A 24,241-nucleotide genomic window follows, 5' to 3' on the forward strand; every position below is an offset into this window, starting at 1 on the left:
AACGAAAACCGCCACACTTTTATGAAGAAAAGTCAAAGCTGCCAGCAAATTCGAAGTACTTGAATTCCCTAGGATGGTCCTTAACACAGGTGCTCAAATAGTAATCATCTCCGACCGAAAAAGTCTGCACATGCCAATCAGGGTCAGACATTTTTTGCGTTGATGTCAAGTCCCATTGATTGAGGTCATCGATAAGGCCGGTGCCTTGGGCCTTGAGCAGGGATTCCTTAATGGTCCACAGCTTGAAAAATGCCCTGTTCCTGTCAGGTTGCCCATTGATCCAATCGATCTCCCTTGGATGGAATACAGATGGCATCATTCCTTCGAAATCAAAGTCCGGCTTGATCTTTTCGATATCAATGCCACAAGGCGATGAGGAAAAAAGAAAAACCACCCAATCTCCGGAATGGCTGATGTTGAAGTGGAAGTTGGGATAACCTGAGACATACGGTTTTTTATGTTCAGTGAATAAAAAGTTGGTTTCTGCAGGTGAAATCTTGAGATAAAGTCCGCACAATACCCTTTTCATCACTTGGCTGGTCAAGAAGATATTCTTGTCGCTTTGCTTGAAAATTCTGGCATGCTTATCTATTTCTTCATTTTTGAGCAGTCTAAGTTGTGCTTCTATCTCATGTATATTTCTTGAAACGCATACCCTGATAACATGGAATTTACCGTAAAGTGGCTCAAAATGGAAATCCTCCCAGGTTGGGGAAATATCGAGAAGGGCGATGGACAGGTTTTGGGTCATTTTCCGGGACGTTCATCAAGGACCATTTGGATCATAGAGGCCATTTCTTTGAGGATTTCTGGCTTCTTGAAAATATTGTCATGATGGCCGGATACATTCACTATATGGACCCTTTCTACCAAAGGACCCCAACCGTAATACTTGGCGTCCTCTACATAGAAAGGCCTGTGTTTGGCCTTAAATAAATATAGGTCACCGGCGTAATTTGCCAACTTATAATTTCTTAGAATTCTCACATTGTTACTTGCAAGGACCTTTATGATACTTCCTAGGTCTTTCTGGGTTTCCGGCCTGGCCTTTAGATTTAATTTGATCAAAACTTGGTCCTTCTTTCTTTCAAAAGACCTTCTTTTTTGTTCGTAGAATCCTTCTGGTTCCTGAAATGCGAAACCCAGATTTACTATCCTTTTACCCAGTTGGAGTTTTAATTTTTTCAACCAAGAGAGTTTTGCTTCATCTTCATACGCAGATGTGTCAAAGAGAATTAGCTTGGATACTTCTCTGCCCATTGCTTTCAGTTGACGAGCCATTTCGTAAGCTACATATCCTCCAAATGAATAACCGGCAATACAATACGGGCCAGAAGGATATTGTTTGATCATGAGAGAAATATAAAAGGCAGCCATCTCTTCAACCGAATTGTTTGGTACTTCAATTCCGTCCAAACCTTTTGGTTGAAAGCCAAATATGGGTTGGTCGTTATCAATGTATTTCGCCAACGTATAATAAATGGAAACTGTCGAGCCGACACCGTGAATAATGAAAAGTGGTGGCTTAGTTCCGGATGGTTTTATAGGAACTAAGGAATTCCAACTTTTCTGATTCTCATGGCTGTTTTCGATAGCTTTTGATAATGAAGAAATGCTTGGATATTTGAATATCAGGTTTATGGAAAGGTTTAATCCTAATTCTTTTTCCATTGCGGAAATTACCTTTACAGCAAGAATCGAATGTCCGCCAATTTCAAAGAAATCATCTTCAATACTTACCCTGTCCAAACCAAGGATTCTTTGCCAAAGTGCGGCAATTTGTTTCTCCAGCTCCTTTCTTGGTTCGACATAACTTGAGGTAACTGTTTCTTTATTTTCCACGTTTGGCAGAGCCTTCCTGTCAATTTTTCCATTGCTGGTCAACGGGATACTAGACAACCTCACAAAATAGTTGGGAACCATGTAGCTGGGAAGCAAATCCTTAATGTGATTTTTAAGATCTTTGGCTGTAGCCTCGCCAGTTGTATAGGCGATCAGTTCCTTGTCTTTGGTATTTCTTAATGCTCTTGCTATTACTACACATTGTCCAGATTTTGGGTGCCTTGCCAACGCTTTCTCGATCTCGCCTAGCTCTATCCGATTCCCTCTGATTTTGATTTGATCATCAATTCTGCCCAAATACTCTAGATTCCCATCTTCTCTCAATCTGCCCAAATCGCCGGTTCGATATATGCGTTCTCCTGCCTTAAAAGGATTCTCAATGAATTTTTCTCTGGTCAGGTCGGGTCGATTTAAGTAACCCCTGGCAAGACCTACGCCACCAATGCATATTTCACCTATGCTTCCAATTGGCACCAAATTTAGGTCATGGTTTAGGATGTAAATCGATTCATTGCCGAGCGGTTTTCCCAACAATACTTTTCTTGCGCCTGTTAATAGAAAAGCCGTACTCCAAATGGTAGCTTCGGTAGGCCCATAGACATTAAACACGGTGTTTTGAGGCAGATAATCTTTGATAAATGAAAAGACCTTTTCACCCATCGCTTCTCCCCCTATTAGCAATACACCCAATGACGGTAATATGGTCTTGGCTTTTTCGTCCAAAATAAGTTCCTCAAAATAGGAGGGCGTAATTTGCAGGACTCCATGGGGATTGGCGGCAATAGAGCTGAGAAGATATTCTGTGTTTCCAATAGGATTGAGATTTATTGTGAAGCCCATAGCTAGTGAGCCCAGAATTTCGAAAACGGAAATATCGAAGGTGTAATTTGTTACAGCATACCAATTTGTATGCATTGAGTTCTCAATACTTTTGAAAAAGTATTCTTTGTTGAACATAACATATGATGATAACTGCTTATGCTCAATAGTTACGGCTTTGGGGTTGCCCGTTGAACCGGAGGTGTAAATGCAATAGACCAAATTGTCTGCATTGATCGGAGCGGGGGGATTGCTTTTAACACAGTCTTTCCACTCTTTTTTGAAATCAAGGAGAGTGTCAATGTTGAGGCAAAATAAAATACCGCTGTCTTGTTTTATAAACTCTTTTCGTGCTAAAGGATAATTTGGGTCGATTGGAACATAGGCGCCTCCCGCTTTTATAATAGCTAATATACTTATCACCATCCATTCATTGCGTTCCAACTCAATACCCACTAAAACATCAGGCTCTATATCATAACGGCTAAGGAGGTAGTGAGCAAGTTGATTGGATGTCTCGTTAAGTTCCCTGTAGGTGAGAGCAGTTCCATCATACTTTAAGGCTATATCTTCAGGGGTTTTATCGACTTGTTCTTGTATTAATTCAACAATTGTTTTTTCCAAAGGTGACAAAACTCTTGAACCATTCAGTGATTCAAACAGATGGGTCTTTTCTTCTTCGGGCAGAATTTCCAAATGGTTAACCGGGATAGTTGCATCATTTGATATTTCCATTAGCAATTGCTTCCACTGTCTCTCTAATCGCTTAATTGATCCCTCACTGTATCTTGCCCTATTAAATTTCATTCTAAAGAACAAACGATCCTCCAAAGCCGCCATCAAGGTGAAATCATAGGTCATCTGCTCAAACAATTCTACAGTCTCACTAATAATTTTGACCTCTTCTTTATTTTTTGATTGTGGAGGGGCGATAGCATCCTCTGCCTGACCGGATATTGGATAATTCTCAAAAATCAAAAGCTGATCAATCAAATTTGACCCCAAGTCACTTTGACGCTGAATTTCCGCTAAACTCAAATAATGGTGGGGTTCACCTGCGATAAAGGATTGATGTATTGATTGTAATAGATCTTTGAAAGTGGTTTGTCCAGAGTAACTCACCCGCTGAGGTACAGTGTTGATGAAAATCCCAATCATCTCCTGAATGTCCTTGAGCTGCGATGGACGTCCTGAGACTACAGAACCAAAGACTACATCTTGGGTATTGTTATATCTGCTAAGTAATACCCCCCATGCACTCTGGATAATCGTATTTAATGTCGTTTTTTCTTTTGAAGCCAGGTCAGTTAATTTTTCTGTGAGCTCCTTGTCCAGCCAAAATTCATAATCACTTGCTAAATACGTTGTATCGGTCGACATCCCGTCACTGTCAAAGGGCAGAAAGGCTTTGGTTTCATATCCGCTCAAGTAGTTCTTCCAGTAGGAAATACTGGTTTCACGATCCACCTGGTCCAACCACGCTATGTAATGACTAAAAGGCTCAGGTGTATTTAGTATGGTTTGTTTATTCCCTATGAGAGATTTGTAATATTGATCAAACTCATATAGTACTCGATTGGTACTCCAGCCATCGATAATCAAATGATGGGTACTCCATATTTGAAAAAAGGTGTCTTCGGATAGTTGAAGAACAGTCAATCTCACCAAGGGACCTACACTTAAGTCAAAACCCTCGGCAATATCTGCCACTTTTGCCTGTTTGAGATAGTCTTTTTGTGCTGTTTTTTCCTTTTCTCTGATATCTTCATACCTAAAGTCTATGTTATCATCCTTTAATACTACCTGCAACGGATCATCTCCCAAATCTCTTCTGAAAATGGTCCGTAACACAGCGTGCCTTTTTATTGTCTTACTAAACGCATCCTTTAGCTTATCTATATCCAAAAATCCACTAAGGCCATAAGCTAGTTGAATAAAGTATGCGTGACTTTCAGGTTCTGACAAGGCATGGAAATATATGCCTTGCTGCATTGGGCTCAATTGGTAAACGTCTTCAATGGTCCCATATTCCTGCTTTAGCTTTTCTACCTGTTGCATGGTTAAGCCCTTATAGGTAAAGCTGCTTGGTAATTGGACCGGTTTTTCGTAGGTATTTAAGCTTTCACTGATTTTGAGCAAATGTGTTTTATAAATCACAGCGAGTAGTTGCATCAACTCTTCGCCCATACGCTCGGAACTGTACTGAATACTCATTTCCAAGCAGCCATCTTGACTTTGTCCACTTACCTCTAATTCAGTCTCACGTTCTATGTCTGGGTGGACATCAGCACCGTGTCCATATTTAGAGTAATTGAGAATCGCCTTAGCACTATTTCTACGGTTCGAGGAGGGTGATGCTAACGTTGGGTTCTCTTCTTTTCCCGCTAGCTTGCTAAAATCCCCAAAGAAATTAAAACTCACGTCGGCGTCTTCCAGCTCGGGCAGTCGGTGCTTGTGCAGGTAACGCAATATACCATAACCTACTCCTTTATCAGGAACTTTATTTAGCGTGTCTTGGAGCATTAAAACTGACTCCACACTTTCATCCCCGGTGATCAAAACAAACGGGTATATACTTGTAAACCAACCTACGGTTCGGCTTATGTCAGTTTTCTCCAGATATCCCTCTCTTCCATGGCCCTCGAGTAATACCCTTACTACATTTGTGCCAAACACATCCTTCAATGCTCTTGATAATGCCGCCAACAATAAGGTATTGATCTCCACCTTGTTCAGGCCATTCATCCCTTGATAGACTTGCGCCGTTTGTTCCCTACTTAAAGTAAAACCAACACGCTTACTTACACCAAATAGATTTCTTCCTTCTGGGTTTTCGGCAGCAATTTTGTCAACTTTCCTTTTAATTTGCTGGTCCCAGAACGGTCGCTGGCGCTCGACCAGGTGTCCATTCGCATAGGCTGCGTTACGTTCCATCCAATAGCGATAACTATCGGTTTTTTCAGGCAACGCTAAGTCTTCTCCGTTTCGGTATTGATTCAGTAGAATATCAATATCTTCAAACAAAATACGCCATGATACCAGATCTATCACCATATGATGTATGCAGAGCAGCAAATGGCTTTCATTGTTTTCAACATCGTGGTATAATCCGACGCCAATAAGAGGGCCTTTTCTAAAGCTAACACGCTGCTTTAGGCGAGTACCATGCTCCTCAAAGAATCGGCTTTGACTACTTTTGAAATCATCTCTGTCGTTAGGTAGTGTTGTTTCTTCAAGAATATAATAGTCCCCTATAAGCCCTTCGTTGTATTGTTTCCACACACCTTCTTCCGACTTCTGATATCGCATACGTAATGCGTCGTGGTGTGCCACAATCTTTTCCATAACAGCCCTAACTTCTAATTCAGTTACACCACCTGGTAAACAAAACATGAAGCTTTGATGAAAAAGGTCTTTGATTTCTTCGGTTCCCTTTGCAAAACTATTTTCCAGAAAACCACACTGTATCGGACTCAACATCACCTCACCTTCTACAGGTGCTTGATCTATCACTCTTGTCAAAGTACGCAGTTTGGAGGCCATGTCTACCAACCTGCTACTACTCATCACATCCGATATCTTTAACTCATATCCTCCGGTTCGTAGCCTGGCTACAATCTGTATTGCCTTTATACTATCTCCGCCTAAAGCGAAGAAGTCAGTCGCCAATCCGATCCCCGATTCTTTCACCCGCAATACTTCTGACCATTTTTTTGCTAGAAATCTCTCTTCGTCTGTTTTTGGAGCTATATATTCTACACCCTGCATCCCTGTGTCTTCAGGGTCGGGAAGACTTTTTCTATTTACCTTCCCATTACTCGTCAAGGGCAAACTGGCCAATTTCACAAAGTGGCTGGGGACCATATAGTTTGGCAGCTTTTCTTTCAGACACGATCTTAGTTCTTCTGCGGTGGCTTCGCCTGTCGTATAAGCTATTAGTGCTATGTCTTTTCTTTTGTCCAATGATCTTGCAATCACTACACATTGCTCGACCTTAACATGGCTGTACAATGCTTGTTCGACTTCTCCTAATTCTATCCTGTATCCCCTGATTTTCACTTGGTCATCAATTCTACCCAAATACTCGATGTTGCCATCGGGAAGCCAACTCGCAAGGTCGCCAGTCCTGTACATCTTTTCATCACCAGATAAGCTAAATGGATTTTTGACAAACTTTTCCATCGTAAGTTCAGGGTTGTTCAAGTAGCCTCTTGCCACACCTTTTCCTGAAATACATAACTCCCCGGGGACATTGACTGGGTTGAGCTGATTGTCTTTGTTGACAATGAATATTTTCGTGTGATCTATCGGTTTTCCGATTGTGACTTTTTCTTCTGGCGAATGAATCTGGGCCACAGAAGCCCAAACGGTTCCTTCAGTTGGACCATATTCATTGAATAAATTCACATTTTTGGTTTTGTCGAAATGCAGCTTCACAAGAGATTGGTCCAGATTTTCCCCGGCAAGAATGACATTCACCAATTTGGAATCTGAAAGCAATTCCTCTTCCTGCAAGAACCTGTAGTAAGATGGGACACAAAGTAGAGTTTCAGTGTCCTTCAGCAATTTTTGGATATGATGGGGGCTTTTAATGAATTCACTTTTGCAAAGGATCAGTTGGCTGCCGGTGGTCAAAGCTCCAAAAATCACTGCAACAGATGAATCAAATGCGAATGATGGTATCAACAAGGCTGAACCCGTATTGCCATAATAAGAATGCCTTGCCAGAGTAGACGCAACTAATCCCCCGTGCTCAATTTGGACACCTTTTGGTTTTCCGGTTGACCCTGAGGTATAAATCACATATGCAAGGTTGTTTTTGCTAATTTCCCTATCATTCAGATGATTTGATTCAAATTCTAATTCGCTGTCAAACTTGTCGAGACAAATGATTTCAAAGGGACCAGGAATTTTTTCAGTCAGGTCGGAGGTGGTCAAAACAACTTTGGCACCTGAGTCATTGAGCATAAAACTGATCCTGTCTTCTGGGTAGGTTGGATCTATTGGTACGTATGCTCCGCCTGCCTTCAAAACACCCAAAATCCCGATGATCATTTCGAACGATCTGTCAAGGCAAATAGGAACCAGCTCTTCATTTTTAATTCCTTTGGTGATCAAATAACTGGCCAGCTGATTTGACTTCTTGTCAAGATCGAAGTAGCTAAGTTTCGTGCCTTCAAAAGCAACCGCTACCGCTTCAGGGTTTTTCTTGACTTCACTTTCGAATAGGTCAAGAATCGTGATATTTTCCTGAATTGAGTTGTGGTTTTTGTTAAAGGATTCAAGAATTTGTCTCTCTTCATGATCTTGCATGATCTTCAATGATCCGATTTTTTCGGTCGGATTATCACATATTGACCGTAAGAGCTGCAAATAGTGAGACACAAAGCTGGTGATGGTTTCTTTTTTAAAAAGATCGGTGCAAAATTCCAGCACCCCCCGGATTCCATCTTTGGTCTCAGTAAGTTCAAAAGTCATATCGAACTTAGAAGTGAAGTGCTCAAACCCTTTCTCGGACACTTCTGCCCCCGCTATTTCGAATTTGGAATTCGGGACGTTTTGCAAAACGAAAAGAACCTGGAAAATCGGGTTTCTACTCAGGTCTCGCTCCTGGCCTAATTCGCCAACAATCATCTCAAAAGGAACTTCCTGGGCTTCAAAAGCTTCCAAAGTAGATGTTTTGACTTGGGTTAAAAAATCAGCGAAACCCAAGGCGTTTTTAACTTCTGTTCGAAGAGCAAGTGTATTCACAAAGAAGCCTATCAAATCTTCAGTTTCCTTGTTTTCTCTTCCTGCAATGGGTGTGCCGACACATATATCTTCTTGACCGCTATACCGATAAAGCAGGACTTTATATGCTGCTAACAGGGTCATGAATAGCGTTGCTTTCTGATTTTTTGCTAAATTTTTGAGTTGCAGGACTAACTCAGAATCAATTGAAAATCGATGAACATCGCCCTTAGTGCTAAGAACCGAAGGCCTAGTGAAGTCGGCAGGAAGTTGGAGTGGGGTAGTATCCCGAAGTCTTTTTTTCCAATAGTCTAATTTTGATTTGAATGCATCCTTGGCAATAATATTTCTCTGCCATAATGCAAAATCTGAATATTGGTGGGGGAGCTCGAGTAAATCTGGATTAAATCCTTTTGAAAAAGCTCGGTATAGTTCCTTAAGCTCCCTTTTTAGGATAGAAGACGACCATCCATCCGAGGCGATATGGTGCATGGTAATGACCAAACAGTATTCATCCGTTCCCAGTGTGATTAGACATGCCCTGATCATATGGTCTTTTTCCAGATGAAAAGGCATTCTGATTAGCTTGGTTATTTCCTGATCTAGTTCTTTCCTATTTGCTGCTTTTTTATCAAGTTGAAATTGATTCTTTTTCAGGATTCTTTGATAGGCAATGCCATCCTTTTCCGAGATTACTGTACGTAATATTTCATGTCTGTTTACGATTTCCACTAGGGCATTGTCTAATGACATTGTGTCAATTTTACCTCTGATATCGAAGATGATAGGTATGTGGTACTGGATACTCCCTTCTAATTGATGAATAAACCAAATACTCAACTGATTGTGGGAAAGTGGAAGTATTTCAGGTCTTTCGTCAGGAACCATAATCCTAAAATTTCCGTCACCGATTTCCTTTGCAGCGAGGATATCTGTCAGCATTTTCAGAGTGGGATTGGCAAAAAGATCACTGATAGAGAGTAAAAGTCCAGTTTCCTGTCTTAGAGCTGCTACTGCCCTCATTGCCATAAGGGAGTGGCCCCCAAGTTCGAAAAAATCATCATTGAGCCCCACTTTCTCCACACCCAATATTCGTCTCCAAATTCCAGATACCTTTTTTTGTAGTTCTGTCTTGGGTGCTTCGTATTTTGTGGTTTCGATGAGTTCCGTTGAAGGCTCGGGAAGGGCTTTCCTATTTATTTTACCGTTGAAAGTTAAAGGGAAAGCATCCAGTTCCATCCAAATATTGGGGACCATGTAATCGGGTAATTTTCCTTTGAGGAAAGAGATCACCCCATCCTTATCAAAAGGATGTCTGCAGATTACATATCCGATTAGTCTATTAATACCAAAGTTGTCTTGCTTCACCGCGACAACAGCCTGTTTGATCCCCTCGTGCTGCTGAAGTACCGTTTCGATTTCGCCAGGTTCAATTCGGTGACCTCTGATTTTGATCTGATCATCTATTCTTCCGAGGTATTCTATGTTGCCATCAGGGAGCCATTTGGCTAAGTCTCCTGTTCGGTAGAATCTTGCATTTTTATTTCCACTAAAAGGATCGGGGACAAACTTTTCGGATGTAAGCTCAGGTCTGTTGAGGTAACCCCTACCCACACCATCCCCGCCAATACAGAGTTCTCCAGGAATCCCTATCGGATTGGGCTGGTCTCCCGAACCAAGTATATAAATTGAAGTATTTGCGATAGGCTTTCCAATATTTACCTTTTTGGAGGGTTCCATTTTGTTGAATGTCGACCAAATGGTAGTTTCAGTTGGGCCATATAAATTCCAGAGCGTACCCAGCGACGACAAAGCGTTTTTCGTTTCCTCTTTCAGCGCTTCTCCACCTACAAGCATTTTCAAGCCCGTTGGATTATTCCAACCACTTTCTAGAAGTACTTGCCAACCTGATGGGGTAGCCTGCATGTGGCTTGGGGCTTTTTCTTCAATTTCCTTGGCAAGCCGATAACCGTCAAGCGAAGTTTCTTTATCTGCTAAAAAAACACAACCCCCCTGATACAGAGGAAGAAATAATTCGAGATAGAAAATATCAAAACTATAAGTGGTAACTGATAAAACACTTGATGAAGGATTAAAGTCAACATCTTTGGTCATACTAAAAAGAAAATTGACCAGGTTTCTGTGTTCGACCATCACACCTTTAGGCTTACCTGTGGAACCAGAGGTATAGATGATATCAAAGAGATTCTCAGGATTTGGTGATGTAAGTGGATTGATGGAGGACATTGAGTTAATTTCCTCACTTTCTTGGTCAAAAATCAGTTTTTTATGATTTGCGACTTTATGGGAAGTGCTGGAATTGCAGATAACAAAATCCGCCCCAGTGTCTTCCAACATGTAGTCAATCCTTTCAACAGGCAGCGAAGGGTCAACCGGCACTAATGCTCCTCCCGCCTTTAGAATTCCCAGAATTCCTATGACCATATCGATGGACCGGTCTACACAAAGTGGTACTGGATTTTCTGATTTTACTCCCTTTAAAATCAGGTAGTTGGCAAATTTATTGGCTCTTTGGTCAAGTTCATTATAGTTTATACTTTGACCACCAGCAACGACCGCAAGGTTATTTGGAAATTGTTTTGCGGTTTTTTCAAATAGACTAACGACTGTTTCGTTTTTTGGATAATCTGATTTTGTGTTGTTGAATTGTTTTAATATCAGGATTTCTTCCTCACTACCCATCATTTTCAATTTGTCAATCCTCTCGGTCGGATTTTCAGTAATTGAAACCAACAGGGTTTTGTAATGGTCAACCATCCTCTCTATTGTCTCCTTTGCAAAGAGATCAGTGCTGAATTCTACCATTCCGTCAAGCCCTTTCTTTGTTTCCGTCAATTCAAAAGCAAAGTCAAATCTTGACGTGGATTGATTGTAATTGATCGAGGTCCATTTGGTGTTTTCAGTTTGAAAACTGTTTTCGGATTCACTGTGGAGTACAAACAGCACCTGAAACAAAGGATTTCTGCTAAGATCTCTTTTGATCTCAAGTGATTCAACAATCAGTTCGAAGGGGATCTGTCCATTGTCGAATGCATCGATGGTTTTCGAGCGCACCTTATTCAAGAGATCGTTGAAGCTAACGTTGCCGGCCAATTGAGTCCTTATCGGAATGCTGTTTACGAAAAACCCAATCATTTCCTCAAATTCCTGCATCTCTCTCCCTGACATCGGCGTACCGACACAAATATCCTCTTGTTGGGAATACCTGTGGAGCAAAACCTTGAACGCGGTCAAAAGCGTCATGAAGAGGGTTGCATTTTGCCGCTTACCTATGGCATATACGTTATTAATTATTTCTTGACCAATCGTAAAGCGGACTATATCTCCGTTTGAGGAAATTACCGCAGGCCTGATGAAATCCGTTGGCACCTGGATAGGGGTGGTTCCTTGTAAACTATTCTTCCAGTGCTCTAGTTTTGACTGATAGGAGCTACTGCCGATGATTTTTCTCTGCCAGACAGCGTAGTCTACGTATTGATGCTTTGGAGATGGTAGGTTTGGGGAACTACCTTTTGAAAAGGCTTTATAATTCTCCCATAATTCTGTTTTGAAAATGCTTGTCGATGCCCCATCAAATGCGATATGGTGTAAAATAATAACCAAGATCTGCGTCTCATCTCCATGACTCAGCAGCCAAGCGCGGATCATATGGTCACAAGTCAGATCAAAAGGGGATTTGACAATTCCCGCAATTTCTTTTGCTAATTCCTCGTTGGGGACTTCTTTGGACTTAAGTTCAAAGAGATTTTTTTCCAGTATTTTTTGAAATACATCGCCGTCCTTTTCCGAGCCTACCGTGCGAAGGATTTCATGTCTGTTTACGATTTCAACAAGGGCTTTTTGCAGGGCCCTTTTGCTCAACTCTCCTTCAATTCTAAAAACAATTGGAATATGGTATTGAGTACTACCTGATAATTGATCAATAAACCAAAGACTTTGCTGGTTGTAGGAAAGTGGGATTGACTCGTGTCTTTCTGTAGTTTCAAGCTGGATTATTCCATATTTGCCATTATTTCTTGGCTCCAGGATATCAATCTGTTGTGAAATTGTTGGGTAATTAAACATCTCCCCGATAGAAAGTTCTAATCCTATCTCATGCCGGATTGTTGCAATCACCTTCATCGCGAGCAGGGAGTGTCCCCCGAGGGCAAAGAAATCGTCTCGGATGCCTACCCTTTCCAATCCTAAGACGCTTTTCCAGATATTGGCCAGTTTGTTTTCTAAGTCAGTTTTTGGAGGTGAATAATCGGAGTTTTGAATATCAGGACCAGTTACATCGGGCAGTGCTTTTTTGTCGATTTTTCCGCTAAAGTTGATAGGGAGTTTCTCTAGCTGAAGCCAAAGTTTGGGCACCATGTATTCAGGAAGTTTTGACTTGAGGAAGGAAATTGCGGATTCTTTTTCGAAATCGCCTTCGCAGACCACATATCCGATGAGCTTTTTGTCACCATGTCCGTTTTCCCTTGCCAAGACTACTGACTGCTTCACTCCAGGGTATAAAAGAACGACGGATTCAATTTCACCAAGCTCAATGCGGTATCCCCTGATCTTGACCTGGTCATCCATTCTCCCCAAGTATTCGATGTTTCCGTCGGGAAGCCACCTCGAAAGGTCACCTGTGCGGTACATTTTGTCTACCCGGATATTGCCGAAAGGATTTGGGACGAATTTTTGGGAGGTTAGTTCAGGTCTGTTGAGGTAGCCTCTCCCGACGCCATCCCCTCCAATACACAGTTCTCCGGGAATACCGATAGGGTTTAGGCTTCCGTCTGCTGAAAGGATATACACGGAGGTATTGTCAATGGGCTTGCCGATGGTTACCTTTTCACCCACCTCCATTTTTTTGAATGTTGAGGTTATTGTTGTCTCGGTAGGTCCATAGAGGTTCCAAAGGGTTCCAGTCTGGGCTAGAAGATTTTTAGTTTCTTCCATAAGAGCCTCTCCGCCTGTGGTCATTATAATTCCCTCCTTATTTTTCCAACCGGAACCGAGGAGTACTTGCCAGCCGGATGGGGTGGCCTGCATGTGTGTAGGTCGCACTTCTGCTATTTTTTGGGCCAGACTAAAGCCGTCCATTGCGATTTCTTTCTTTGCCAAGAAAACAGCTCCCCCGTTTATTAGGGGTACAAACAGTTCCAAACAAAATGCGTCAAATATGAAAGTAGTGACCGATAATTGACGTGAAGAAGAATCATACCCAACAATTTTCGTTAAGCTAATCGAAAAGTTTATGAGGTTGCGATGGTCTACTATCGCACCTTTTGGTTTTCCCGTAGAACCTGAGGTATAGATGATGTAAGCCAAATTTTCGGGCGACACCAAAAACGAGGGTTTGGTTGAAGGCATTTTGAGAAGAGCTCCCATTTCCTTGTCCATGACGACAAGTTTTGCTTTATCTGTGAAATTGGGGGCTGTTTCTGATGAACAAATAACAAAATTGGCTTTTGTGTCTTCAATCATATAGTCAATCCTGTCCTTTGGAAAAGAAGGGTCTATCGGGACATATGCCCCGCCGGATTTGAGGATCCCGAAAATCCCAATAATCATCTCCAAAGAGCGGTCAATACAAATCGGAACAGGGCTTTCAGGTTTGAGCCCGTTGTTGATTAAAAAATGGGCCAGCTGGTTTGATTGGGCATCCAATTGCCGGTATGAAAGCTGGTTTCCTTCAAATTCAACCGCCAGCGCATCTGGGTTTGTACCGACCTGTTGTTCAAATAAATCCAAAATCGTTTTTCCGTCTGGTAATGGAGATTCAGTATCGTTGAAGGACTTCAGTAGTAAATCTTTCTCTTCTTGAGGGATAATATTTAGAAGCCCTAAGTTCACCCTCGGATTGGATTGAACAGATTCGAGAAGCGTTAAAAAATGGGAGGACATCCTCTTAATCGATTCTAGGCAATAAAATTCAGTGTCAAACGTGATGGTGGCTTCAATTTTATCTGTATGTTCCGCAAAGCCGAACCACAAAATAGAATTGAAATATTCAAGGTCGATTCTTGATAATTGGCTTGCCACATCCAGTTCAACATTTTCCTGATAGTCGAAGACGACCGGAACAAGAATTCGTAAATCTTTTTTGTCCTTCTTACCTAAATAAGAAATCAATTGATCAACTGAAATATGGCTGTGGGATTTGGCTTCCGCAAAATCTTCCTCTAGTGTTCGGATGAACTCGCCAAATTGTCTTCTGCCATCTATTTTGGTGCGAATTGGCAGGATATTCAAATAATCGTCATTTATGTTCTCTCCAGTTGAATGGAAAAGATTTGATCTTTTGATTGTGGCGCCGACACAAAAATCATCCTGGCTACTGTAGCGATAAAGCAAAACTTGCAATGCTCCTAACAGGGTGATTGATGGGGACGTAGTATTGTCTGCTAAGTTGTTCGTAATAGCATCGAGCAAATTTTTTTCTACAAGAAAACTCAACGTGTTTTTATCTATCCTTTTTGATGAAGATTTTAAAGGATCCTTTGGGAGCTGTAATTCTTCAATTCCTGTGAACTTATTGACCCAATAATCATTGACTAATTGCGAAAATCCTGTCGCTGATTGGTTATTTGGCGATTTGGAGAATGCCATACCTAAGTTATTTTGGGGTTAAAAAATCGTTTTTCGACTTTCTGAAAAGCGGTAATTTGAGAGTTAAGTTAATAACCTTTTTTTGAGATCAAATAATTGAACATGAAAAATTGATAGATATTTAGAAACCATTCAGTTAACTTCAAAGCCGATTTTACCTTCCAAATTCTAATTTAAAAAACCCAATAAAAAATGAAAACCATTAAAAATCTCCTCATTGCCACCATCATTTTGTTGATGGCTGCATTGCCGCTTACTTCTTTTGCCCAAATGCAGGCACCGGCAGCTAGCCCGGCAGCTTCTGTTTCTCAAAATGTCGGTTTTACAAAAATCAGCATAGACTATTCCTCTCCGGCTGTAAAGGGAAGAAAAATCTTCGGTGAAATCGAAAAATACGGCGTCACATGGAGGGCAGGTGCCAATGCTGCAACAATTATCGAATTCAGCACGGGCGTAAGCGTGGGTGGCAAAAACCTCCGTCCCGGCAAATACTCCATTTTCATCACGCCACAGGCATCAGGTGAGTGGACCGTGCATTTGAACAGCAAAGCCAGTTCTGTTTTTGCTTACATGAAAGACGGAAAAATCGATGAAGAAGCGCTCGCAAAAGACGATGCAGTCGCTATCAAAGTTGCTCCTGTCATGTCCAACGAAGTGCACGAGAGACTTCAATACAGCATTTCCGCAGGCAACAACAAGGTAGCGAAAGTGACCATGTCATTTGAGAAAGTGAAGATATCCTTCGACGTCGATACCCAAGTAGACCAAAAAATGGAAGGTTTCAAAGCAGCATTCTAATTTCAAAGTTTAAAAAAATAAACCTGCCGGGTTTGACCTTCGTGTCCGAATTAAGGATAGGAGATCAGTAACCCGGCAGGTTTTTTTGTTTTTTTACCCTTCCCACTTCACCCCAGTGTCCTTCCAGCTTCGGTCATGGGCCGAATCCAACACCGCCTGACATACCTTTTGGGTTTCCAAGGCATCTTGGAAGGTCGGATGGCAAGGTTTTCCTGTTTGCAGGGAATGGAAGAAATCAGCGGCTTGATGGATAAATGAATGCTCATAGCCAATCGAAGTGCCCGGAATCCACCAACGCTTCATATAGGGCTGTTCGCCTTCCGTAATGTGGATTCTTCTCCAGCCCCTTACTTGGGACTCATCTTTGTGGTCGAAGTATTCCAGCCAGTTCATATCATGAAGGTCCCAGCGAATCGATGCATGCTCCCCGTTGATTTCGAAGGTATAGAGCGCTTTGTGGCCGCGTGCATAGCGGGTCGCCTCAAATAGCCCAAGCGAGCCATTGGCAAAATGGCAGTGGAAGATACATGCGTCGTCGATTCCCACTTTTTGAACTTTGCCGGAACCTTGGTGTATACGTTCCTTGACAAATGTTTCCGTCATGGCTGACACATCGACGATGCCACCATTGATCCACATCGCAGTATCGATGCAGTGGGCGAGTAGGTCACCTGTCACACCGGAACCAGCGGCATCCACGTCGAGGCGCCAGAGCGCATCACCTCCTTGGGGCAAGTCGGGATTGATGGTCCAATCTTGTAGGAAGTTGGCGCGGTAATGGAATATCTTGCCAAGTTTGCCGGAATCGACAATCTGCTTCGCCAGGGTCACGGCGGGAATTCGACGGTAATTGTACCAAATGGTATTTTTCACACCGGCCTTTTCGACTGCCTCGACCATGGCTTCGCCTTGCTCCACCGTTTTCGCAAGTGGTTTTTCGCAGAGGATCATCTTCCCCGCCTTTGCAGCAGCAATGGCAATTTCGGCATGGGAGTCGTTGGGCGTACAGATGTCCACGGCATCGATGTCCTCGCGTGCGATGAGTTTACGCCAGTCTGTTTCGTAGGATGCATAGCCCCATTGGGCCGCAAAAGCCTTCACTTTTTCCTCCCGACGGGCGCAGGCGGCTTGGAGGACAGGTTGGTATTCAAACTCCGAAAAGAAATCAGGAATTCTTTTGTAGGCATTGGTGTGGATTCTTCCCATCAGGCCGGTGCCTATCAGGCCGATGCGGATTTGTTTTTTATTGCTCATTTTTTAAGATTTTAGACGTGAGACATGAGAAGCGAGACATGAGACGAAAGGATTCTTGGTTCTAAGATCTCAATTCTCGTCTCTGGCTTCTCTCTTCTGACTTCATACTTCTGACTTCGTACTTCCAACTTATCCCTTCCATCCGTGGGCTTCACGGACTTTGATCAGGGCGGCGAGGATATCGTTCCAGGTTTGCTGTTTTTCCATCACGGCATTGGGGAACATGCAGCCATCCCAGCAGATATGTTGGAAGGCTTTTGTCAGGTTTCCCTTTTCGTCCCGCAGCCAGTAGCCAGCGTCATTGGCGATGTCCAAAAGTCCGTTAGGGTCCGTGGCTTGGCAGTGGCGACCGGTCTTGTCATGCGATCCAGACCCGAATACGGTGCCATCGTTTTGGGCCACGTGAAAGTCGATTGTCCATGGTCGCAGCGCGGCAGTTACAGTCTTCAGAGCAGATTTGATCGCCTCTCGGTCGGATTTATCAAAATCCACGGGAAGGATTCTATGCTCGGGTGCGTTGTAACCCATCGTGTAAAGAAAAGTATGGGACATATCGGCCTGGAAACCGATGTTCTTACGATCTACCATCTGAAGCAGCTCGACCATGTGTTTCCAACTGTGCATCCCACCCCAGCAGATTTCACCCTCGGCAGCGAGTTTTTCACCAAAGTCAGCCGCGACATCGCAGGCTTCGCGGAATGTCTGTGCAATCAGCTTGGTGTTTCCCGCAGGATCCTTTGCCCAATCGGATACCCCCGCGGCTGAGTCAATGCGGACAATACCATAGTGGCGTACGCCGAGTTCTTTCAGGCGCTTGCCAATGGCGCAGGATTTCTTGACCATTTCCACGAAGGTTTTACGCTGATCCGCGGTGCCCATGGCTGAACCCGCCCAAATCGGTGCGACGAGGGAGCCAATGTTGAGGTGATATCCGGAAACCTTGTCCGCTAGGCGCTTGATATCGTCGTCGGACATATCGATGTTAAGGTGTGGATCGAGGAGGCCGAGGTCCACCCCGTCAAACTTGACCCCGTTGACTTCCGCCGCCGCGGTCATTTCCAAAAGTTTGTCGAATGGGATTACAGGCTCAGAATCAGGGCCTTTTCCCACGATTCCCGGCCAGGTGGCATTGTGTAGTTTTGGGTAATTGTTCATGGTGAATTGGTTATTGAGTTAATGGTTAATAGACCATAGTCGATAGATTGAGGTCTTGTGTTTTGTTGCTTGCTATTGAGTTATTGGTTATTAAGTTAATTGTTGATAGGCCATAGTCCATAGCTGCAGCTCTTGCTTCTTGAGTCTTAAGTCTCACGTCTCATATCTCACATCTCCAAGTTCACATCTTCAAATCCGGGTTGTCCGGTCCGAAGTGCTTGAGCATTACCAAAGGATCGGTTTTGGAGAGGTTGGTGATTTTGACACCTTCGTTGGCTGCTTTTTCCGACACGAAATATTCATCATGCGTCAATTGCCCAAACCTGATCAGCGCGGGAGTCTCCACGTCCCAAACGCCCATTTTTCCGTGCCCTTGCATCATGATCAGACCGTAGGCAGCGGAATCCTTGATGGTGACTGTTTGGCCGGGGAAAACGGTAAGTTCCTTGGCGCTGAAGTCTCTGGACAGATAGCAGATCCAGTTTTCCTCAAATCCATGCGCATGCATCCAGTGCCGTTCGTAGACGTTTTTTGGAAGCATCTGCCTCGTTTCCAAAATGTTGGGGTTGATGTTGAGTTCCCAGTCAAGGCTTTCGACCAAAAAGTCAAAATCCCCGATTCTATCTTTAGGTGTACCGTTCCACAGCAATTCGTCCGGGATAATCGCTTCGTTGACCAATGATTGGTACATCGCGAATATATCTGAGGCCTTTTGCGGTTCGTAGGTACACATGCTGCCCGGTGCATGCAGCATCCCCGGAGGTACATCCCAGCCTGTCCCCGGCTCCAACTTGAACGCTTGGGAATAATTGGTGATCTTATTATCCCCTTTGTTGAAATTCATCAGACAGGTTTTGATTTGGTCCTTTGTCGTACCTGGCGAGATACCAAAGAAGGTGTAGGGAAAATCTCCGCCATGGTTGTTCAATTGGGGAGGGAAATAGTAGGCCTCTGGTTTGCCGACCTGTCCAGTCAATGCTGATATTTTATCATCATAATGGACGTGGTGGGGAAGTGGGCCCATATTGTCAAAAAACTTGGAGTACATGGGCCAGCTCTTGTACTTGTCCCAAATGCGGCTGCCGATGATTTCCCCTTTCAGTTCATCAATGGCGTCTTTAAGCAAAAAAAGCTTCAGTTCCTGCCCATCATGGAGGACAACGTGGCTGAGTCCTTCATTCTTGCTGGTCAATGGCCCATTTTGGGCTGGTGTAGTCGATGAAAGCCATCGCTCGTCGATGCCGCCTCGTGCGCCTCCCAGCATGTAGTAATCGTCAGGATGCAATTTGATTCTCCGTCCCGGAACACAAAATGAACGTGGTACCCAAGTAGGACTTAGCCTGAGGATGCCTTCTCCTTGTTCCAATGCTTTTTTTGCCAAGCTCATAATTTGATGGTTATAGGTTTATTGTGAATTGGTTATGTATGTAATGGTTATTCGGTTTCTGATTATTGGTTATTTGTTATTGATTTCAAGGAGGTTGGAAATGGATTTGGGAGTATCGAGCACCTTGAATTCGAGGTCGTACCCTCGTTTTTCTCCAGGTTCTAGGAAAATCAGGCTCCCATCCTTTCTCGCTTTGGCTTGGCCGATCGGCGGGTGCGTCGCAGGTTCCAAAGCGGTTACATATTCCCCTTTTCCCCAATGCTGCCAATTGATGAGCCAAGGGAGTTGGTGTTTGGAAAATTTGATCTCCAATCCAATCCCCAAGTTCTGATTGACAAAACCGCATTCGCAAACTCCCTTTCCATCATCCTGAGGGCGGATAAATGCAACTGACTCGCCGAATCCTGCATGGCTGTCCAATGGAGCGGGACATTTTTTGAAATCATTGTTGGGGGTGAAAATCGGGTTTCTAGGATGCTTGTCGAAAGTTTCAAAGCTACCGTTCCATACGATATCAGTTCCGGCATCGATCAGCGGCCAGCCACAATTGATATGGTAAAGGAGCATATGCGGGGCGGGAGCATTGCCAAGGTTCCGTACCTCGTCCCGTACCCGAATGCTGTTTTCTCCCAATTTGCAGGAAATGGTTCGTTTCCATTCGAGCGTCGGGCCAAAGACGCTTGTCTCTATTATCGTCCCCGAGATGCTCATTTCCAGATCGCCGGTCCGGAAATCAGGTTGCTTGATCGATGATATCGTGGCCGGGATGTTGGAGATATTCCCATGAAGTCCCCTTTGCCCAAATTCGTCAGTATCCGGTACGCCCGCATGGGAAAGCCCACAAGTTGTCAGCAATCCTCCCCCAAATGTCCGTAGCCAATCTATGCCTTGGTTGGAAAATGGTTGGGGTGCCGCGGTACCCAGATGGCTGATCCAAGCAAGGCTGTGCTCTTGGAAAAAGGCCTCCATGATGTCCATTCCTCTATCCAAGACGACCTTGAATCGCAACTTCCCGGTATTGAACCACGCAATCCGCACACCATTTCCAGCACCGTTGTCAAGTACGGAAGTTTCTATCCCGCCGAGTTGGGAATGGTGAGAGATTTTGTCTTGCCAAGCGGGATTTGTGGTCATGGCGTAAGGCGTTTCAGATATATATTGCGATATTGGACTTTCATGGGCGGACCAACATGGACTTGGAAGCCAAGGTGGCCCTTAGCCGCGAAGTTCACAGCGTCCAAGTCGGTGACATCACTCATCAAAGTTCCATTTACAAAATGCTGAAGCCTGTTCCCTTTGATCACCAAGTGGATTTCGTTCCAGTCCTCATGTTTGATAAATGCCTTTAAGGCATCACGGTTTCCGATTTCTTCCTTGAGCACGAGTCCTTTCCAGGCGTTTCTTTCCACATAGTCCCCGATTTGTCCGGGGGGATTTTGGCTTTGTATTTCGGTTTTTTGCCCTCTATAGGCCAAAGTCGTCCTTTTCCTTTCCTCGTAATTTTGGCCCGTATAGGTATTTTTTCCGTCAATATCCGCTTGGTAGCCACGCATCGCAAATGCTGGTTCTTGGAGCATCTCACTGCGGTAATTGATCCCGGAGTTTCCCGAATCGGTGATCTTGAACGCTGCTTTTAACTCAAAATCGCCCAGTTCCCCCCCTTCCCAAATCAGGAAGGTGTTGGATTGGATTTGTTTATCGCGGACGAGTTCACCGACAATGCTGCCATCCTCGACCCGCCATACGGATGGATCGCCTTTCCAGCCAGCCAAGGTTTTGCCATCGAAAATCGCCTCAAAATCTGCGGAAGATGAGGTCTCCGGTCTCTCGGTTTTGGATACTTCCCCCTTCTTTTGGCAAGAAAGAAAAACCATACCTACGCAAACGAGGCCAATCAACACTAATCCAAACCTGTTTTTCATCGCCTTCATTTTTTAAAAACTTCATGCTCAGGATTGCCGCCAGCCATCAGATAGGCCATCAGATCCTTCAATTCTTCCTCATTGAGCCGATTGATCATGCCGGGCATCATGATGGAGATTTCGGATAACTTTTTGCTTTTGACGTCTTTTTTGGGGATTTCCCGAAGGGTGTTTGGATCGAACGGATTCTGGGAGACGATGTACTTGTCAGATTCCTCATTGGCCAATTTGCCCATGATCGAGCTGCCGTCATGGAGGTAGAAAATGGTCGCTGCGTATTGGTCACTGATGACGGCGTTGGGGTTGATGGTCGCATCGAGTATGTCCTTGGCCGAGAACCTGGTTCCCAATTGGGTCAAATCAGGCCCCACCGCTCCACCTTCTCCCCGCATCGTGTGGCAGGAAAGACAGAGGGAAGCGGCATACATGGCCTTTCCTTTGACAAAGTCCCGTCCGGCAAGGTTTTCCATCATTGGCAAGGCCTCCTCGACAGTCCACCTTCTTCCCGGGCCCTCGGGCTGGATATCAGAAACGCGCAAGTCATTGCCGCTGCCAGTCAGCAGAGATGCACCCGACAGTTCATTGTATTTGTCAAAATCACTTTTTGGCACATGGCTGAGGGCCATTTTTCTAGCCCGGTCGATAAAGCCGACGTAGCTTCGACCTCCTTTGTATTCGAAGGCTTTTCTGATCCAAGTGAAATATTCATCACGCAGTTCGGGTGTCCAACCAGCCTTTGCCCCTCCCAACACTGTCGCGAAATAGGATTGCTGTGCCGGAGGTACGCTGGAAAGCATTTCGGCGATATCCAATCCATACTGTGGATTCCGGAAGACCAAATCCGATGAGGCTGTGAATGTCTTTTGGTAATCTGGATCATCTTGGGCAGTCTGGAGAAGTGCAATCATTTTTTGGGTTGCGGCGGGATCTTCCAGACTCGCCAAAACCTTGCTTAGACTTCGGTCCAGCAGGTTATCCTTCGAGGGGAATTGTGGGCTGAGGTATTGGGTTAGCTGGTTTTTGACCTCCGCGGCTGGATTTCCATAGCGGAAAAGGTTGATTTCAACCGCCCTCGTCAGGTTTCTTTTTTGTGTGATATCCAATTCTGCAAAATCCAACGCCATCAAAGCACCTAGGATTTGCGGCTGCATCTTCGCATCTCCTTGACGCGTCAGCGCGATCATGGCTTGGGTCAAGGAAGTTGGGTCTTTTTCGGTCAAAGCCTTTTCCTGCCACTGGCCCACCGGCTGCTGCTCCACGGCTATGCGCGCTGCATACTGGATAAACCGGTCTGGATGATTAAGGTAAGGCCAAGCTGTTTCAATCGCAGCAGGGTTCGGACCTCCTGTGTGGAAAGCTTCCAGTTTTTTCCGGATCTTGTTTTCTTCTGATTCTGCGATGGTTGAACCGGAATCGGTTTTTTCGTCACCCTTGTAGTAGACGCGGTACAGGTCAGATTCCAAGCGCCTGCCGCCGGTCATAAAATACATCGCCCCATCGGGGCCAATAATTCCATCCGTGAGCGGGAGAGGGGAGCCTGAAATGAACTCTTCGGCTGCGGCAGTATATGTCGCTCCCTGTTGTGTCAGGTGAATCGCATAGATAATACCAAAACTCCAGTCAAAAGCAAAAAGTGCTTTCTGGTACTTCTCCGGAAATTTCGATCCTGTACCAAACATGACGTTGGTCGGGGAACCTTGGCCGATGTTGAGGGTTGCAGGCAGGTTGTCGGGATATTCGGGTGACCATTTCTGGTTGCCGGTGCGCCAGCCAAATTCACTTCCGCTGGTCACATGGCATATCCTAGTCGGACGGTACCAAGGCATCCCAAAGTCCCATTCCATGTCTGAATCGTAGGTAAAAAGATCACCGAGCTCGTTGAAAGCGATGTCATAGGGATTTCTGAATCCCACGCTGTAAAGTTCCCAATTGGTTCCGTCAGGGTCAAATGATGCAATCCAGCCACCGGGAGCCATTCTGTCCGTAGCGTGGCCACGCGGATCTTTGATTACTGGGAAAAGATTGTCTTCCTGCCACACTTTCGGTACCCTGTATGCATCCAATTCGGGTACGTCTACATGGTTTCCGGCTACAAAAAAGATGGATTTTTTGTCGGGAGAAAGAATCATGCTGTGCGGTCCGTGTTCTCCGGGGTGCCCCGTAAATGCCTTAATCAGCGTGATGCTTTCATACTGGTCGTCCCCATCCAAATCCTGCAAGCGATAAACACCGGTTCCTTTGTCAAATGCCTCGTTGGCATTGTGGTTGACAGTGACATAAAGGCTGTTGAAGGCGTAGAGGATGCCCTGCGAAAAACCCATTCCCAATTTGTCGTCCGGTCCAGTTCCGATCTTCAGTTTTTCGACCTTGGGCGCCAATGAATCCGAACCGATGGCGGGGATTTCAAGGCGATAAATGGCACCGTACTGATCTGTCACCAACAATCTTCCCTTGTCGTCAAAGGTCATTCCGACCCAAGAACCCTGCTCGTGTTCACCTGGGCTGTAGATATGCTCTGCTACAAATCCATCTGGAAGTTTGAGTTTTGCGACCTTTGGATGGAGGGGTTTGCTTTCTTCGGCTTTTTTGCCGCAGGAAAACAAAATCCCGACGCAAAGCAAGATGCTTAAGGACTGAAAAGTAAGGTTGGAGTAAGACATGGTTTTTGGGTTTTTGATCGTGTTGTTGGGGTACTTTTTTGAAAATTTAAATTTGGCTCAATTCCTTT

At 44.4% G+C, this 24,241-nt stretch carries 9 protein-coding genes; 1 reads left to right on the forward strand and 8 read right to left on the reverse strand.

Annotated elements, in window-relative coordinates:
* Nucleotides 1–19: 19 nt before the first annotated feature.
* Together L0U89_RS06320 and L0U89_RS06325 are read right to left on the reverse strand one after the other, a co-directional pair.
* Nucleotides 20–751, reverse strand: coding sequence for a 4'-phosphopantetheinyl transferase family protein (locus L0U89_RS06320; RefSeq protein WP_234860758.1), 732 nt, complete (start codon nucleotides 749–751; stop codon nucleotides 20–22).
* Nucleotides 748–14,997, reverse strand: coding sequence for a non-ribosomal peptide synthetase (locus L0U89_RS06325; RefSeq protein ID WP_234860759.1), 14,250 nt, complete (start codon nucleotides 14,995–14,997; stop codon nucleotides 748–750). The genes L0U89_RS06320 and L0U89_RS06325 overlap by 4 nt, the downstream gene beginning before the upstream one ends.
* A gap of 192 nt (nucleotides 14,998–15,189) precedes the next feature.
* On the opposite strand from L0U89_RS06325, the gene L0U89_RS06330 reads away from it, so the two are divergent.
* Nucleotides 15,190–15,795 (forward strand): DUF2911 domain-containing protein, encoded by a 606-nt coding sequence (locus L0U89_RS06330; RefSeq protein WP_234860760.1) that lies wholly within the window; start codon nucleotides 15,190–15,192, stop codon nucleotides 15,793–15,795.
* A gap of 93 nt (nucleotides 15,796–15,888) precedes the next feature.
* On the opposite strand, the gene L0U89_RS06335 is transcribed toward L0U89_RS06330, so the two are convergent.
* From L0U89_RS06335 to L0U89_RS06360, 6 genes are all read right to left on the reverse strand, one after another.
* Nucleotides 15,889–17,049 carry a Gfo/Idh/MocA family protein gene (locus L0U89_RS06335; protein WP_234860761.1) on the reverse strand — a complete coding sequence of 387 codons (1,161 nt, stop codon included), beginning with the start codon at nucleotides 17,047–17,049 and terminating at the stop codon, nucleotides 15,889–15,891.
* Nucleotides 17,050–17,178: 129 nt separating this feature from the next.
* On the reverse strand, nucleotides 17,179–18,204 hold the full coding sequence (locus L0U89_RS06340) for a sugar phosphate isomerase/epimerase family protein (protein ID WP_234860762.1): 1,026 nt from the start codon (nucleotides 18,202–18,204) through the stop codon (nucleotides 17,179–17,181).
* 181 nt (nucleotides 18,205–18,385) lie between these two features.
* On the reverse strand, nucleotides 18,386–19,591 hold the full coding sequence (locus L0U89_RS06345) for a cupin domain-containing protein (RefSeq protein WP_234860763.1): 1,206 nt from the start codon (nucleotides 19,589–19,591) through the stop codon (nucleotides 18,386–18,388).
* Between the two features lie 69 nt (nucleotides 19,592–19,660).
* Nucleotides 19,661–20,725, reverse strand: a complete 1,065-nt coding sequence (locus L0U89_RS06350) for an aldose 1-epimerase family protein (protein WP_234860764.1) — start codon at nucleotides 20,723–20,725, stop codon at nucleotides 19,661–19,663.
* Entirely contained in the window at nucleotides 20,722–21,513 is a 792-nt protein-coding gene (locus L0U89_RS06355; RefSeq protein ID WP_234860765.1) for a 3-keto-disaccharide hydrolase, read from the reverse strand. Before L0U89_RS06355 ends, L0U89_RS06350 begins: the two co-directional genes overlap by 4 nt.
* 5 nt (nucleotides 21,514–21,518) lie before the next feature.
* Nucleotides 21,519–24,173 (reverse strand): c-type cytochrome, encoded by a 2,655-nt coding sequence (locus L0U89_RS06360; RefSeq protein ID WP_234860766.1) that lies wholly within the window; start codon nucleotides 24,171–24,173, stop codon nucleotides 21,519–21,521.
* Between the last annotated feature and the right edge of the window lie 68 nt (nucleotides 24,174–24,241).

Source organism: Mariniradius sediminis (genome assembly GCF_021491425.1).
In the GTDB taxonomy this organism is placed as follows: Bacteria; Bacteroidota; Bacteroidia; order Cytophagales; family Cyclobacteriaceae; genus Mariniradius; species Mariniradius saccharolyticus.

Bases quoted from the DNA above. Each gene is read 5' to 3' on its own strand.
- L0U89_RS06330 (WP_234860760.1), top strand. From the start codon at position 15,190: ATGAAAACCATTAAAAATCTCCTCATTGCCACCATCATTTTGTTGATG.
- L0U89_RS06360 (WP_234860766.1), bottom strand. From the start codon at position 24,173: ATGTCTTACTCCAACCTTACTTTTCAGTCCTTAAGCATCTTGCTTTGC.
- L0U89_RS06355 (WP_234860765.1), bottom strand. From the start codon at position 21,513: ATGAAAAACAGGTTTGGATTAGTGTTGATTGGCCTCGTTTGCGTAGGT.
- L0U89_RS06340 (WP_234860762.1), bottom strand. From the start codon at position 18,204: ATGAACAATTACCCAAAACTACACAATGCCACCTGGCCGGGAATCGTG.
- L0U89_RS06345 (WP_234860763.1), bottom strand. From the start codon at position 19,591: ATGAGCTTGGCAAAAAAAGCATTGGAACAAGGAGAAGGCATCCTCAGG.
- L0U89_RS06335 (WP_234860761.1), bottom strand. From the start codon at position 17,049: ATGAGCAATAAAAAACAAATCCGCATCGGCCTGATAGGCACCGGCCTG.
- L0U89_RS06320 (WP_234860758.1), bottom strand. From the start codon at position 751: ATGACCCAAAACCTGTCCATCGCCCTTCTCGATATTTCCCCAACCTGG.
- L0U89_RS06350 (WP_234860764.1), bottom strand. From the start codon at position 20,725: ATGACCACAAATCCCGCTTGGCAAGACAAAATCTCTCACCATTCCCAA.
- L0U89_RS06325 (WP_234860759.1), bottom strand. From the start codon at position 14,997: ATGGCATTCTCCAAATCGCCAAATAACCAATCAGCGACAGGATTTTCG.